At 69.7% G+C, this 13,398-nt stretch carries 12 protein-coding genes, 1 tRNA gene and 1 pseudogene; 9 read left to right on the forward strand and 5 right to left on the reverse strand.

What is annotated here, in order from left to right:
* Both aceE and argG read left to right on the forward strand, forming a co-directional pair.
* A partial coding sequence (aceE, locus tag ABF401_RS20350; protein WP_353511418.1) for a pyruvate dehydrogenase (acetyl-transferring), homodimeric type occupies positions 1–2,267 on the forward strand: 2,267 nt, incomplete at its 5' end.
* Between the two features lie 110 nt (positions 2,268–2,377).
* The gene (gene argG, locus ABF401_RS20355; protein WP_353511419.1) at positions 2,378–3,802 is read left to right on the forward strand and encodes an argininosuccinate synthase; all 1,425 of its coding nucleotides are present in this window, start codon (positions 2,378–2,380) and stop codon (positions 3,800–3,802) included.
* A gap of 65 nt (positions 3,803–3,867) precedes the next feature.
* On the opposite strand, the pseudogene ABF401_RS20360 reads toward argG, so the two are convergent.
* A pseudogene (locus tag ABF401_RS20360) lies at positions 3,868–4,902 on the reverse strand (glycerophosphodiester phosphodiesterase); the annotation flags it as partial.
* Between ABF401_RS20360 and ABF401_RS20365 the strand changes: the two are divergent.
* From ABF401_RS20365 to fabF, 6 genes are all read left to right on the forward strand, one after another.
* Complete coding sequence (locus ABF401_RS20365; protein ID WP_353511420.1) at positions 4,892–5,728, forward strand: class I SAM-dependent methyltransferase; 837 nt, start codon at positions 4,892–4,894, stop codon at positions 5,726–5,728. The pseudogene ABF401_RS20360 and the gene ABF401_RS20365 overlap by 11 nt on opposite strands.
* Before the next feature lie 65 nt (positions 5,729–5,793).
* Positions 5,794–7,035, forward strand: a complete 1,242-nt coding sequence (locus ABF401_RS20370) for a PucR family transcriptional regulator (RefSeq protein ID WP_353511421.1) — start codon at positions 5,794–5,796, stop codon at positions 7,033–7,035.
* 48 nt (positions 7,036–7,083) lie between these two features.
* Entirely contained in the window at positions 7,084–8,061 is a 978-nt protein-coding gene (locus ABF401_RS20375) for an ACP S-malonyltransferase (RefSeq protein ID WP_353511422.1), read from the forward strand.
* A gap of 10 nt (positions 8,062–8,071) precedes the next feature.
* On the forward strand, positions 8,072–9,172 hold the full coding sequence (locus ABF401_RS20380; protein WP_353511423.1) for a beta-ketoacyl-ACP synthase III: 1,101 nt from the start codon (positions 8,072–8,074) through the stop codon (positions 9,170–9,172).
* A gap of 89 nt (positions 9,173–9,261) precedes the next feature.
* Positions 9,262–9,510: an acyl carrier protein gene (locus ABF401_RS20385; RefSeq protein WP_353511424.1), complete on the forward strand. Its 249-nt coding sequence runs from the start codon at positions 9,262–9,264 to the stop codon at positions 9,508–9,510.
* 121 nt (positions 9,511–9,631) lie between these two features.
* On the forward strand, positions 9,632–10,876 hold the full coding sequence (gene fabF, locus ABF401_RS20390; protein WP_353511425.1) for a beta-ketoacyl-ACP synthase II: 1,245 nt from the start codon (positions 9,632–9,634) through the stop codon (positions 10,874–10,876).
* A 77-nt stretch (positions 10,877–10,953) separates the two neighbouring features.
* On the opposite strand, the gene ABF401_RS20395 is transcribed toward fabF, so the two are convergent.
* The 3 genes from ABF401_RS20395 to ABF401_RS20405 form a co-directional block, all read right to left on the reverse strand.
* Positions 10,954–11,328, reverse strand: coding sequence for a WhiB family transcriptional regulator (locus tag ABF401_RS20395; RefSeq protein ID WP_353511426.1), 375 nt, complete (start codon positions 11,326–11,328; stop codon positions 10,954–10,956).
* Positions 11,329–11,776: 448 nt separating this feature from the next.
* Positions 11,777–12,301: a DUF3145 domain-containing protein gene (locus tag ABF401_RS20400; RefSeq protein ID WP_353511427.1), complete on the reverse strand. Its 525-nt coding sequence runs from the start codon at positions 12,299–12,301 to the stop codon at positions 11,777–11,779.
* A 184-nt stretch (positions 12,302–12,485) separates the two neighbouring features.
* Positions 12,486–12,827, reverse strand: a complete 342-nt coding sequence (locus tag ABF401_RS20405) for a non-heme iron oxygenase ferredoxin subunit (RefSeq protein ID WP_353511428.1) — start codon at positions 12,825–12,827, stop codon at positions 12,486–12,488.
* 105 nt (positions 12,828–12,932) lie between these two features.
* Between ABF401_RS20405 and ABF401_RS20410 the strand changes: the two genes are divergently transcribed.
* Positions 12,933–13,006 (forward strand) — tRNA-Ile (locus ABF401_RS20410).
* Between the two features lie 76 nt (positions 13,007–13,082).
* On the opposite strand, the gene ABF401_RS20415 is transcribed toward ABF401_RS20410, so the two are convergent.
* On the reverse strand, positions 13,083–13,398 hold a 316-nt coding region (locus ABF401_RS20415; protein ID WP_353511429.1), incomplete at its 5' end, for a DoxX family protein.

Raw genomic sequence — 13,398 nt, forward strand, 5'->3', positions numbered from 1 at the left:
AAGGGCGGTTGGACGAACAGCAGCTCCAGAATTTCCGCCAGGAACTTGCCGAAGGCGGCGGGCTGTCGTCGTATCCGCATCCGTACCTGATGCCGGAATTCTGGCAATTCCCCACGGTGTCGATGGGCCTCGGCCCGATGAACGCGATCATGCAGGCGCGCTTCAACCGCTACCTCGGCGACCGCGGCTTCAAAGACACCTCCGACCAGCACGTGTGGTGCTTTTTGGGCGACGGCGAAATGGACGAACCGGAAAGCCGGGGGCTGTTGCATGTCGGGGCACTGGAGGCTCTGGACAACCTGACGTTCGTGATCAACTGCAACCTTCAGCGCCTCGACGGCCCGGTGCGCGGCAACGGCAAGATCATCCAGGAGCTCGAGTCGTTCTTCCGGGGCGCGGGCTGGAACGTCATCAAGGTCGTGTGGGGCCGAGGCTGGGACCCGCTGCTCGCGGCTGACCGTGACGGTGCGCTGGTCAACATCATGAACCAGACGAGCGACGGCGACTACCAGACGTTCCGGGCGAACGACGGCAAGTACGTCCGGGACCACTTCTTCGGGCGCGACCCGCGGACGCTCAAGATGGTCGAGAACTGGTCGGACGACCAGGTCTGGTGGGACCTCAAGCGCGGTGGCCACGACTACCGCAAGGTCTACGCCGCGTACAAGGCTGCGATGGAGCACACCGGTCAGCCGACCGTCATCCTCGCCAAGACGATCAAGGGCTACGGGCTGGGGTCCCACTTCGCTGGCCGCAACGCGACCCACCAGATGAAGAAGATGACCCTCGAGGACCTCAAGCAGTTCCGCGACTCGCTGCGCATCCCGATCACCGACGAGCAGCTCGAGGCCGATCCGTACCGCCCGCCCTACTACCACCCGGGCGCCGACCACGAGACGGTCCGCTACGCCATCGACCGCAGGCAGAAGCTCGGCGGGACGCTGCCGCACCGCAAGGTCGACTTCGAGCCGATCAAGCTGCCGGGCGACGAGGCCTACGCCCAGGTCAAGAAGGGCTCGGGCAAGCAGGAGGTCGCCACGACGATGGCGTTCGTCCGGCTGCTCAAGGACCTCCTGCGCGACAAGGAGTTCGGCAAGCGAGTCGTGCCGATCATCCCCGACGAGGCCCGCACCTTCGGCATGGACGCGTTCTTCCCGACCATCAAGATCTACAACCCCAACGGGCAGAACTACACCCCGGTCGACGCCGAGCTGATGCTCGCCTACCGCGAGAACGAGCAAGGGCAGATCCTGCACCTGGGCATCAACGAAGGCGGGTCGGTGGCCGCGTTCACCGCTGCGGGAACGTCGTACGCGACCCACTCACTGCCGATGATCCCGGTCTACGTCTTCTACTCGATGTTCGGCTTCCAGCGCACCGGCGACGGCCTGTGGGCGGCGGCCGACCAGATGACCCGCGGCTTCCTCATCGGGGCGACCGCTGGGCGCACGACCCTGACCGGTGAGGGACTGCAGCACGCCGACGGGCACAGCCCGCTGCTCGCCTCGAGCAACCCGGCCGTCGTTCACTATGACCCGGCCTACGGGTACGAGATCGCGCACATCGTCCAGGACGGGCTCCGCCGGATGTACGGCGAGGGCCAGTCGGGCGATGCGGCCAACCTCATCTACTACCTGACGGTGTACAACGAGCCGATCGTCCAGCCGGCGGAGCCGGAGAACGTCGACGTCGAGGGCATCCTCAAGGGCATGTACAAGCTCTCTGCGGCACACACCGAGGGCTGGCAGCACACCCCGGCTCGAGCGCAGCTGCTCGCCTCCGGCGTCGGGGTGCCGTGGGCGCTCGAGGCCCAGCAGCTGCTCGCCGACGACTGGGGCGTGGCGGCCGACGTGTGGTCCGTGACGTCGTGGAACGAGCTGCGCCGGGACGGCCTCGCGGCGGACGAGCAGGCGTTCCTCCGTCCCGAGGAAGAGCGCCGGGTGCCCTGGGTGACCCAGTGCCTGCAGGGCACAGAGGGCCCGGTCGTCGCCGTGTCCGACTACATGCGGGCCGTGCAGGACCAGATCCGCGAGTGGGTTCCCGGCACGTATGCATCCCTGGGCGCCGACGGCTTCGGGTTCTCGGACACCCGGCCTGCCGCTCGCCGCTTCTTCCACATCGACGGCCCGTCGATGGCGGTCCGCGCCCTCCAGCTGCTCGCTGCGGAGGGCAAGGTCCCGGCCGACGTCCCGATGCAGGCAGCGCAGCGCTACCGCCTCGACGACGTCACGGCCGGCACGTCCGGCAACGCCGGCGGCGAGTCCTAGAGGCTGGGTAGATCCGGCCGACCCGCTGAGCCCGCTCCCCGCTGGGAGCGGGCTCAGCGGCATACGGACTCCTTGGATAACTATGCGCGACTATGCATATACTTGCAGGCGTGTCCAAGGTATTGACGTCGCTCCCTGTCGGTGAACGAGTCGGGATCGCCTTCTCGGGCGGCCTCGACACCTCGGTGGCGGTCGCGTGGATGCGCGAGAAGGGCGCCGTCCCCTGCACCTACACCGCGGACCTCGGGCAGTACGACGAGCCGGACATCGGGTCCGTCCCCGGCCGTGCCGGGCAGTACGGCGCGGAGATCTCCCGCCTCGTCGACTGCAAGACGGCGCTCGTCGAGGAAGGCCTGTCCGCGATCGCCTGCGGCGCCTTCCACATCCGCAGCGGCGGGAAGACGTACTTCAACACCACTCCCCTGGGCCGCGTCGTCACGGGCACGCTGCTCGTGCGCGCCATGCACGAGGACGGCGTCTCCATCTGGGGTGATGGGTCGACGTTCAAGGGCAACGACATCGAGCGGTTCTACCGCTACGGCCTCATGGCCAACCCCGAGCTGCGCATCTACAAGCCGTGGCTCGACGCGGACTTCGTCAGCGAGCTCGGTGGTCGCCAGGAGATGTCCGAGTGGCTGACCGCGAGGGAGCTGCCCTATCGGGCCAGTGCGGAGAGGGCCTACTCGACCGACGCGAACATCTGGGGCGCCACCCACGAGGCGAAGACCCTCGAGTACCTCGACGAGTCGATGGAGATCGTCGAGCCCATCATGGGCGTGCGTTTCTGGGACCCGTCTGCCGAGATCGAGACCGAGGACGTCACGGTCCGGTGGGAGCGGGGCCGGCCGGTCGCGGTCAACGGCGTGGAGTACCAGGACCCCGTCGCCCTCGTGATGGAGGCGAACACCATCGGCGGCCGCCACGGGCTGGGCATGAGCGACCAGATCGAGAACCGGATCATCGAGGCGAAGTCGCGGGGCATCTACGAGGCTCCCGCGATGGCCCTGCTGCACCTCACCTATGAGCGCCTGCTCAACGCGATCCACAACGAGGACACGATCGCCAACTACCACGCGGAGGGACGGCGGCTGGGGAGGCTGCTGTACGAGGGGCGCTGGCTCGACCCGCAGAGCCTGATGATCCGGGAGTCGATCCAGCGGTGGGTCGCCTCCGCCGTCACGGGGGAGGTCACCGTGCGCCTCCGGCGTGGCGACGACTGGTCGATCGTCGAGACGACCGGCCCCGCCTTCAGCTACCACCCCGAGAAGCTGTCGATGGAGCGGACCGAGGACGCCGCCTTCGGCCCGGTCGACCGCATCGGTCAGCTGACGATGCGCAACCTCGACATCGCCGACTCGCGCGCCAAGCTTGAGCTGTATGCCGCTCACGGCCTTCTCGGGGAAAGGTCGGCTCAGCTGGTCGGCGAGCTCTCCCCCGGTGGCGCCGTCGCGATCTCGGCCAACCCGGCCGCGGTCGACGTGGACGCCCAGGACGACGCGCTGGACCGCGCCGCGATGGAGTTCGGCACCGACTGAGACCGCCTCGCGAAGCTGCGGGCCAGGAACTCGGCCTTGGCGGCGACGCCGACGTCCGCGTGGTCCGTGAAGAGACCGTCGATCCCCGCCTCGAGGTAGGTGACCTGCTCCTCGACGGCCCGTCCGAACGCCGTCGGGCCAGCCCCGGTGCGCAGCCCCGCGGGCAGGAACGCGTTCTCCGCACGAAACGTCCACGGGTGGACCGTGAGCCCCGCGGCGTGGGCGTCCGCGACCAGGCCCGTCGGGCTCCCCAAGGTCCCGTCGCGGTTGCGCGGGATGACGAGCGACTTCTCCGGGCCGATGCCGTTGATCGTCTTGCCCAGCTCGAGGAGGCTGTCCCGCTGGATGAGGTCGCGGTACGTGCGCGGGTCACCCTTGGCGACGAGGTCATAGGGCGCTCCGCTCGTGACGAGCAAGACGAGCGGAGCACGAACTCCGTGCTCCTCGCGCAGCTCGAAGAGGGCTGACAGCTCGAACGACTGGATGAAGATCGGCGCGTTCCGACGGTCGAGATGGTGGCGGCGCACCGCGTCGGCGACCTTGGCCTCGAGGTCGAGACCGGCCTCGACGAAGAAGGTCGGGTGCTTCGTCTCCGGGTAGACGCCGATCTCACGCCCCAGCTCCTTGCTCAGCCGCTCGCGCAGCTCGAGCACCTCGTCGAACGTGGGCACCTCGAACCTGCCGTCCCACCTCGTGCTCTCCCGCCGGATCTGCGGCAGTCGCTCCTTGGCGCGCAGCGACTTCAGCTCGGCCAGGGTGAAGTCGGTCGTGAACCATCCGGTCACCCTGCGCCCGTCGATGTGCTTGGTGGTCCTCCGGGAGGCGAACTCGGGCTGCTCGGCCACATCGGTCGTCGCCGAGATCTCCGGCCCGTGGCGAGCGACGAGCACGCCATCCTTCGTCGAGACCAGGTCCGGCTCGATGAAGTCCGCCCCCAGGCGCGCTGCGAGCTCGTACGCGGCGAGGGTGTGCTCGGGACGGTAGCCGGATGCGCCGCGGTGAGCGATGACCAGGGGCGGCGCGGAGAGGTCGGGAGGGGCCGCGCCCGAGGCGAGGGCCGCCGTGGTGAGCACCGGGCTGAGTCGCTTCATGACGACCATTCACCCGGGGGTGTGCAACAGCCAAGAGGCCGTTCATCGACGCCTTGGTGACGTGTCGGTGAAGGAAGCGCGGCGCGCCGCGACATCACGCCCGGTATGGGCCGGTATGTTCGCGCGGGTGGACTCGATGACCGAGCAGGTGCAGGTCACCCGGCAGTACGAGCGAACCGACACGCTCCTGACCCGCGCCGGGGTCTGGGGACCGGGACCGGAGGGTGTCACTCCAGTCGACGTGCTGCTGACCGCCGTCGTCTCGGCCCGCCCACGAGAGATTCTCGAGATCGGTTGCGGGACGGGGCAGTTCGCAAGACTCGTCATGGAGACCATGCCAGAGTGCGACTACCTGGCGACGGACCAGTCAGAGGCCATGGTCGCCGCGACCAAACGCCGTGGCGTCGCCACTCGACTGGTCGACGCCATGCAGCTGCCCTTCATGGCCGAGACGTTCGATGGCGTGGTCGCCGCGTGGGTGCTCTACCACGTGGCCGACCTCGATCGTGCCATTCGAGAGGCCCGCCGGGTGCTGCGGCCCGGAGGGCAGTTCGCCGTTGCGACCAACGGCGACCGCCACCTGGCCGAGCTCCTGCGCGAGGCCGGCGGGGAGCCCCTCGTCACGCAGTTCTCCTCCGAGAACGCGGCGGCGGCACTGCGACGTCGATTTCGCCACGTGACCCAGCGCGACATCGAGACTCGCGCGACCTTTCCGGACCATGCCTCTGCCGTCGCCTATCTCGCGACATTCTCCGAGGAGCTCGCCGCAGGACTGCCCTGGTTCGACGGTCCTCGGGAGTACGCGGGTTTCACCTCGGTCCTCACCGCGCGCTGAAGGGTTTGTCCGCCGCATACAAAGCAGCGGCTCGAGGATGTGGGGCCCGACCGTAGGCTGGGGTCGTGACTGCAGCGGACCGGCGCCGACCGAGCAGCGAGACCTCGCGCGCCGTCGATCGCAGCGCAGGCGAGCTCGCGACCCTCGCCGCTCGCCGCATGGAGGAGAAGCTCGCCTGGTACCGCGAGCTCCCGGCAGCCGAGCGGTCCCAGGTCGGGCTCGTCGCCCAGGCCGGCATCTCCGAGTTCATCGCCTGGTTCAGGGGCAACGAGGACAGCGCTCCCTCAGCCATCTCCATCTTCGCCAACGCGCCGCAGGAGCTGACCCGGACGGTGAGCCTCCGACACACCCTGGACCTCGTCCGGACCGTCGTCGAGGTCGTCGAGTCCCGCGTCGAGAGCCTGGCCGGCCCGGGGGACGAGCAGCTGCTCCGTGAGTCCGTGCTGCGATTCAGTCGGGAGATCGCCTTCGCCGCAGCAGAGGTGTACGCGGGCGCAGCCGAGGCGCGCGGGGCCTGGGACGCACGGCTCGAGGCCCTTGTCGTGGATGCCGTGCTCCGAGGCGAGGCCGACGACTCGATGCAGTCCCGCGCCGCGGCGCTCGGTTGGGACGAGGTCGGGCACGTCACCGTTGTCGTCGGAACCACTCCCCTGACCGATGGTGGGGCCGCCGCGTCGGTGGACGCCCTGCGACGGGCTGTGCGACACGAGGGCGGCGAGGCGCTGGCCATCGTGCAGCGCACCCGGCTCATCGCGATCCTCGGCGGCATCGAGGACCCCTTGGCCGTCGTCTCGTCCGTGTCGGACCGCTTCGGGGAGGGCCCGATCGTCGTGGGTCCGACCGTTCCCCATCTCTTCGCCGCGGGCCGGTCCGCGCGGGCGGCGCTGAGCGGGCTCTCCGCCGCCCCCGCCTGGCCCGGTGCGCCGCGGATCGTGGAGTCGCACGCCCTCCTCCCGGAGCGTGCCCTGGCGGGCGACGTCCCGGCGCAGCGCCGGCTCGTGGACCAGATCCACCGACCCCTCGCGCGGTCGGCTCAACGGACCCTCCTCGCCACCGCCGAGGCCTATCTCGAGAGCGGTCGCTCCCTCGAGGCCACCTCCCGGGCCCTGTTCGTGCACCCCAACACGGTCCGCTACCGGCTGGGCCGGATCGAGGACCTGACCCATTTCGACCTGACGCAACCGCGCGACGCCTGGGCGGCCCGGATCGCCCTGGCCCTCGGCAGGCTCTCCGACGCCGATCGGGCCAGCCGAACGAGCCCCCGACCGCAGTTGGAGGAAACCTCCAAACCAGTCCGATCGAGTTAGTGACCTTCGGAGTCTCCATTCGCGCCCTGGATCGGGGAGGCTGGAGGGGTGCTAGCGATCGTGTGCCCCGGACAGGGCTCCCAGTCACCCGGCTTCCTCACCCCTTGGCTGGAGGTCGACGGCGTCCGCGACCAGCTCGTCCGTCTGTCCGACGAGACCGGCATCGACCTCGTCGCCCACGGCACGACCTCCGATGCCGAGACCATCAAGGACACCGCGATCGCCCAGCCCCTCATCGTGGGAGCCGGGCTGATCTCGCTCCCTCCCCTGCTCGGCGACGCCGCCACCACCCTCGACGGCGTCGGCCTCGTGGCGGGCCACTCGGTGGGCGAGATCACCGCCTCGGCCGCAGCGGGTGTCCTCGACGCGGGTGACGCAGTCGTCTTCGTCCGTGAGCGCGGTCGGGCCATGGCCACCGCCAGTGCCGCAGCCCCGACCGGGATGGCCGCGGTGCTCGGCGGAGACCCGGACGACGTGCTCGCCACCCTCGAGCGCCACGGCCTCACCCCGGCCAACGTCAACGGAGCCGGGCAGACCGTCGCGGCCGGGACTCTTGAGCAGCTCGAGGCCCTCACGGCCGATCCCCCGACCAAGGCACGCGTCATCCCGCTGCAGGTCGCCGGGGCTTTCCACACCCACCACATGGCGCCCGCAGTCAGCGTCCTCGAGGAGCTGGCCGGGACCCTGCAGACCCAGGCGCCGTCGGTCACGCTGCTGTCCAACGCGGACGGCCAGGCCGTCAGCGACGGCCGTGAGGCCCTCGACCGCCTCGTACGCCAGGTGAGCAACCCGGTCCGCTGGGACCTGTGCATGGAGACCATGCTGGGGCTCGGCGTCACCGGCGTCATCGAGCTGCCGCCGGCGGGGACCCTCGTCGGTCTGGCCAAGCGGGCGATGAAGGGCGTCGAGACGCTCGCCCTCAAGACCCCGGACGACCTCGAGGCCGCCCAACGCATGATCTCGGCGCACGCGGGCACCCCCGCGACGCACGCCGCCACCCTTTCCACACGAGTCGACGACGAGTGAGGCATCACCTGTGACTTCATCCACCACCACTCCCCAGCCCAAGGGCACCGGCGCGATCATCGACCCGGGCAGCCCCCGCCACTCACGCATCGTCGGGGTCGGCGCCTACCGGCCGGCTCGCGTCGTCACCAACGCCGAGATCGTGGACAAGATCGACTCGAGCGACGAGTGGATCCGGGAGCGCTCCGGCATCGTGAGCCGGCACTGGGCGGCCGATGACGAGAGCGTCATCGACATGGCCGAGCACGCGGCACGGCAGGCTCTCGACCACGCCGGCATCACACCCGACCAGCTCGGTTTCGTCCTCATGGCGACGGTGACCCACCCCTACCAGACGCCTGCCGCCGCACCGGAGCTCGCGGCCCGGCTCGGCTCGACCGCTCCAGCGATGGACATCTCGGCCGCGTGCGCCGGCTACTGCTACGGCATTGCGACCGCCAGCGACATGGTCAAGGGCGGATCGGCCGACTACGTCCTCGTCATCGGCGTCGAGAAGCTGACCGACTTCACCGACCCGTACGACCGTGGCACGGCCTTCATCTTCGGCGACGGCGCCGGAGCCGCCATCATCGGCCCGTCGGACACGCCCGGGATCGGCCCGACCGTCTGGGGCTCCGACGGCGGCCAGCGCGACGTCATCTCGAACCGGCACTCCTGGCTGGAGGTCCGTGACCGCTTGGGTGACGGCAGCGCCGAGGCCGCCCAGGCCGACGCGACCGAGGCCGCCACGGTGGAGGGAGCGTCGAGGAAGGGCTGGCCGATGCTGACCATGGCCGGCCAGAGCGTGTTCCGCTGGGCGGTCTGGGGCATGGCACCGATCGCGCAGCAGGCGATCGACCGGGCGGGCATCAAGGCCGACGATCTCGACGCCTTCATCCCGCACCAGGCCAACATCCGGATCGTCGACGCCATGGTCAAGCAGCTCAAGCTGCCCCCGGACATCCCCGTCGCGCGCGACATCGTCACGACGGCCAACACCTCCGCAGCCTCGATCCCGATCGCCACGACCCGGATGCTCGCGGAGGGCGAGATCCCCAGTGGCGGCCTCGCCCTGCAGATCGGCTTCGGGGCCGGCCTGGTCTACGCCGCCCAGGTCATCGTCCTCCCCTGAGGACTCGTCGTTTCCCGCTTGTCCCGACGGGTACTCGGGGCCACATCACCAAGTGAGCACCATCACATCACCGCCAAAGGAGCAGACAGATGGCTCAGTCCGAGCAGGAGATCCTCGAGGGTCTTGCCGAGATCGTCAACGAGGAGACCGGCCTCGACACCTCGTCGGTGGAGCTGGACAAGTCCTTCACCGAGGACCTCGACATCGACTCCCTCTCGATGATGACGATCGTCGTCAACGCCGAGGAGAAGTTCGGCGTCCGCATCCCCGACAACGAGGTCAAGAACCTCAAGACGGTCCGCGACGCCGTCAGCTACATCGGCAGCGCCCAGGGCTGAGCGACCCTCCCGAAACCCGCCTGGCTGGGTCCCGCCGAGTGGCACGGACCCAGCCCAGCGGCATACGGAATCTCACGAACGCACGAACCACCCGACTTCACCTGACGAGGAGCACCTCACCATGACGTCCAACCGACGCGTCGTCGTCACCGGCCTGGGCGCCACGACGCCTGTGGGCGGCACCGCCCCTGAGACGTGGGAAGCCATTCTCGCCGGACGCTCCGGAGCCCGCACGATGGACTTCGACTGGGTGGCCAAGTACGAGCTGCCCGTGACCTTCGCCGCCACGATCGCGACCAAGCCGGCGGACGTGCTCGCCAAGGTCGAGACGAGGCGACTCGACCCCTCCAGCCAGTACGCCCTCATCGCGGCCCGGGAAGCCTGGGCCGACGCCGGCACACCCGAGGTCGAGCCCGAGCGGCTCGGCACCGCGATCGGGTCCGGGATCGGTGGCGTATGGACGCTGCTCGACCAGTGGGACACCCTCAAGGAGAAGGGGCCGCGCCGGGTCTACCCGCTCGCCGTCCCGATGCTCATGCCCAACGGCCCGTCGGCCGCTGTCTCGCTCGAGCTCGGCGCCCGCGCCGGGGTCCACACCCTCGTCAGCGCGTGCTCGTCCGGTGCGGAGAGCATGGGCTATGCGATCGACATGATCCGCACCGGCCGGGCCGATGTGGTCGTCGCCGGCGGCACCGAGGCGGCAATCCACGCCATGCCGATCGCCGGTTTTGCTGCGATGCAAGCCCTCTCGACCCGCAACGACGAGCCGGAGAAGGCGTCCCGGCCCTACGACACGGAGCGTGACGGCTTCGTCCTCGGTGAGGGGGCCGCCGTCATCGTCCTCGAGTCCGAGGAGCACGCCCGGGCCCGCGGCGCTCGCATCTATGCCGAGCTGGCCTCGGTCGGCCTGTCCGCCGACGCGCACCACATCACCGCCCCAGAGCCGCAGGGATCGGGCGCGTCGCGCGCCATGGTGTTCGCCGTTGAGGGCGCCGGCCTGTCCCTCGGCGACATCAGCCACATCAACGCCCACGCCACGTCGACCCCCGTCGGTGACGTCGCGGAGTACAACGCGATCAAGCGCGCCTTCGGCGACCTGACCGACAACATCGCCGTCACGGCGACGAAGTCCATGACCGGTCACCTCCTTGGTGCGGCCGGTGCGCTCGAGGCCGTCCTCACGATCCTCGCCGTCCACCACCGCACCGTGCCGGCGACGATCAACCTCGACCAGCAGGACCCCGAGATCCCGCTCAACGTCGTCACGGGCGAGCACCTCACGCTCCCCAAGGGCGACGTGGCTGCGCTGAACAACTCGTTCGGCTTCGGCGGTCACAACGTGGCCCTCGCCATCAAGAGCGTCTGACGACGCAAACAACTCTTGGCCGTATGCCGCTGGGCTGCGTCCGCGCCATCGCGCGGTCCCAGCCCAGCGGCTTTGGGTCAGGCGGTGCGGGGCTGCTCGCGAGGTGAGGGGCGGACGTTGCCCGGCAGGTCCGTCGTGACGCGCCCCTTCGCCAGGAGCTGCCCGCCCCAGACACCCCACTCCCCACGCTCGTGAGCGATCGCGAGGCAGGACCGGACCAGCGGACAACCGCGACACACCGTCTTGGCCAGCGCGGCTTCCGCCTCCGTCGCGGGCCAGAACAGCTCCGGGTCCTCGTCGGCACATGGCGGCGTGACGTCGCCGAGCTCGAATGGGTGGTGCGTCGCCGCGGTGAACGCCTTGGAGTCGAACAGGTCCCGGCCGAGCGTCCGCGGGTGCGCCGCCTCTGCGGCGCGCGATGTCGTCCTGAGACGGAGGCCGTGCCTGGTCATCCAACGAGGTCCTTTCCGGGTCGCGTTCGGGTGTGAGGTGTTCTGTCTGGATTGGCGGCACGAGAAGAGCCGCCGACCGGCAATCCCGGCGGCGGCTCCCGTCTGAGCGCTGGGGGCTCAGGTCGGACCGGCTTCGCGGTCGGGACGACGACTGATGTCGCACAAGGGCTTCGCGCCCCACGGCTGGGCGAGGCTGGGGTAGAACCGGGTGACATCGCGGCGTTCGCGATTCGCCTGCGAGGTGAGAGCCGTTGCCATGACGGGCCTTCCGGGACGGTCGAAGGGCGGCGTCGCGCGAGCGCGGCTCCGCACCGGTCAAGCGTCGCACGTGGAGGCCGTTGCCGCACAGTGGTTTTCCACAAGCAGATCGGGGCCCGGACGCACGAACCGTCCGGGCCCCGGGGAAGCCCACTCGCGACGCTGGAGACGGGCGTCGGAGTGGGAGCCGTCAGCCGACCTTGTGCAGCCACCTCACAGGTGCGCCCTCGCCGGCGTAGCGGAACGGCTCGAGCTCGTCGTCCCACGGGACTCCGAGCAGCAGGTCCATCTCGTCCTGCAGCGCGGCCGCGTCGCCGCGGCTGCGGATCAGCGCGTCACGGAGCCGGTCCTCCTGGACAACCGCATCGCCGCTGACGCTCGTCATCGTGTGGTGGATGCCCAGGCTCGGCGTGAAGGACCATCGCGACCCGTCGGAGACGGCGGTCGGATCCTCGGTCACCTCGTAGCGCAGGCCTTCCCAGCCGCGGAGGGCACTTGCCAACTCGGCGCCAGTGCCCACCGCGCCCGTCCAGGACAGTTCCGTGCGCACCGTGCGAGGCAGGATGGGCTGCGGGATCCAGTCGAGCGAGATCCGCTGGTCGAGGACGGCCTCGATCGCCCACACGATGTGGGGGCACAGTGCCGTCGGGGCACCGTGGATGAACACCACCCCGCGCGTGGTGTAGCGCGGGGAACGCGGCATCGCGACAGACATCCTGACCTCCTCACGTGCAAGGGACGTCTTCCCCAACGACCTCGCGCATGCCGGTCAGCTCGTGCTGTCGGACTCAGATGAAGTTGTATGCCGCTGGGCTCACTTCCGTGAGCCCGTGACCCATTGTGCACCAGCAGACCCATGCGTACCAGCACTTCCCGGCACTCCGATGCCAGTCAGGGCGTCAGGCGTCGTTGGGAACACCCGGGAACAGGTAGATCTCACCGTCGCGGATCTCGAGCTTGTGGCTGGCCACTGGCTTGGTCGCTGGGAGGCACAGCACCTCACCGGTGCGCAGGCAGAAGCGGCTCGCGTGGAGGGGGCACTCCACCTCGCCGGCTTCGATCCATCCCTCGGCGAGAGAGGCGTCCTCGTGCGAGCACGTGTCGTCGAGGGCGTAGTAGCTGCCGTCGTCATCCCGGAAGAGCGAGATGGGCTCGTCCGTCCCCGTCAGGTCCTCGGGCAGGACGAGCGCTTCGCCCGGCTCGACATCGTCGACCGCCGCGACGCGGATCCCCTCACCCATGCTGCTCCTCACGTTGCGTTTCCCGGTCGAGCCTAGGACGTCGGGGACGGGCGACCGCGCCCGGGTGGGTAGACTCACTGCGCCCACGATCCAGTCGTGGCGTCCGGGGCAGTAGCTCAGCCGGTTAGAGCAGCGGACTCATAATCCGTCGGTCCAGGGTTCAAGCCCCTGCTGCCCCACACACTTCGCGCCGTCGACAGCGGCGGCGGCGTGCCTGACGCGACGTGTGGCCCGGACACCTCTCGACCCAGCGGATCAGGCGGGGAAGGGATGCGGGCCGAAGCGGCCCCACGCGACGAAGATGGCCAGCGCGAGATACACGAGGTCGGGCACCACCGTGGCCCGCTCCCCGCGGCGGAGGCGCATCGTTGCCGCTCCGACGAACAACAGCGCCACACAGCTGGCGGTGACCGGCACGAGGCCGGGCGCGATGCCCAGCGCAGCAGGCAGGATCAGTCCGGCTGCGGCCAGCAGCTCGAGGGCCGCGATGGCCCGGAGCGTGCCCGGACTGAAGTCGAGCACCCACTCGGCGGCATGGCCCGCCGAAGCGATTCGCTCCCTGGGCACGAAG

This window comes from Intrasporangium sp. (assembly GCF_040414665.1).
GTDB lineage: Bacteria > Actinomycetota > Actinomycetes > Actinomycetales > Dermatophilaceae > Intrasporangium.

What these genes read in the sequence shown, in the direction of transcription:
- ABF401_RS20400 (WP_353511427.1), bottom strand. Translation starts at nt 12,301, where the DNA reads ATGTCTGTCGCGATGCCGCGTTCCCCGCGCTACACCACGCGCGGGGTG.
- ABF401_RS20385 (WP_353511424.1), top strand. Translation starts at nt 9,262, where the DNA reads ATGGCTCAGTCCGAGCAGGAGATCCTCGAGGGTCTTGCCGAGATCGTC.
- ABF401_RS20405 (WP_353511428.1), bottom strand. Translation starts at nt 12,827, where the DNA reads ATGGGTGAGGGGATCCGCGTCGCGGCGGTCGACGATGTCGAGCCGGGC.
- fabF (WP_353511425.1), top strand. Translation starts at nt 9,632, where the DNA reads ATGACGTCCAACCGACGCGTCGTCGTCACCGGCCTGGGCGCCACGACG.
- ABF401_RS20395 (WP_353511426.1), bottom strand. Translation starts at nt 11,328, where the DNA reads ATGACCAGGCACGGCCTCCGTCTCAGGACGACATCGCGCGCCGCAGAG.
- ABF401_RS20365 (WP_353511420.1), top strand. Translation starts at nt 4,892, where the DNA reads ATGACGACCATTCACCCGGGGGTGTGCAACAGCCAAGAGGCCGTTCAT.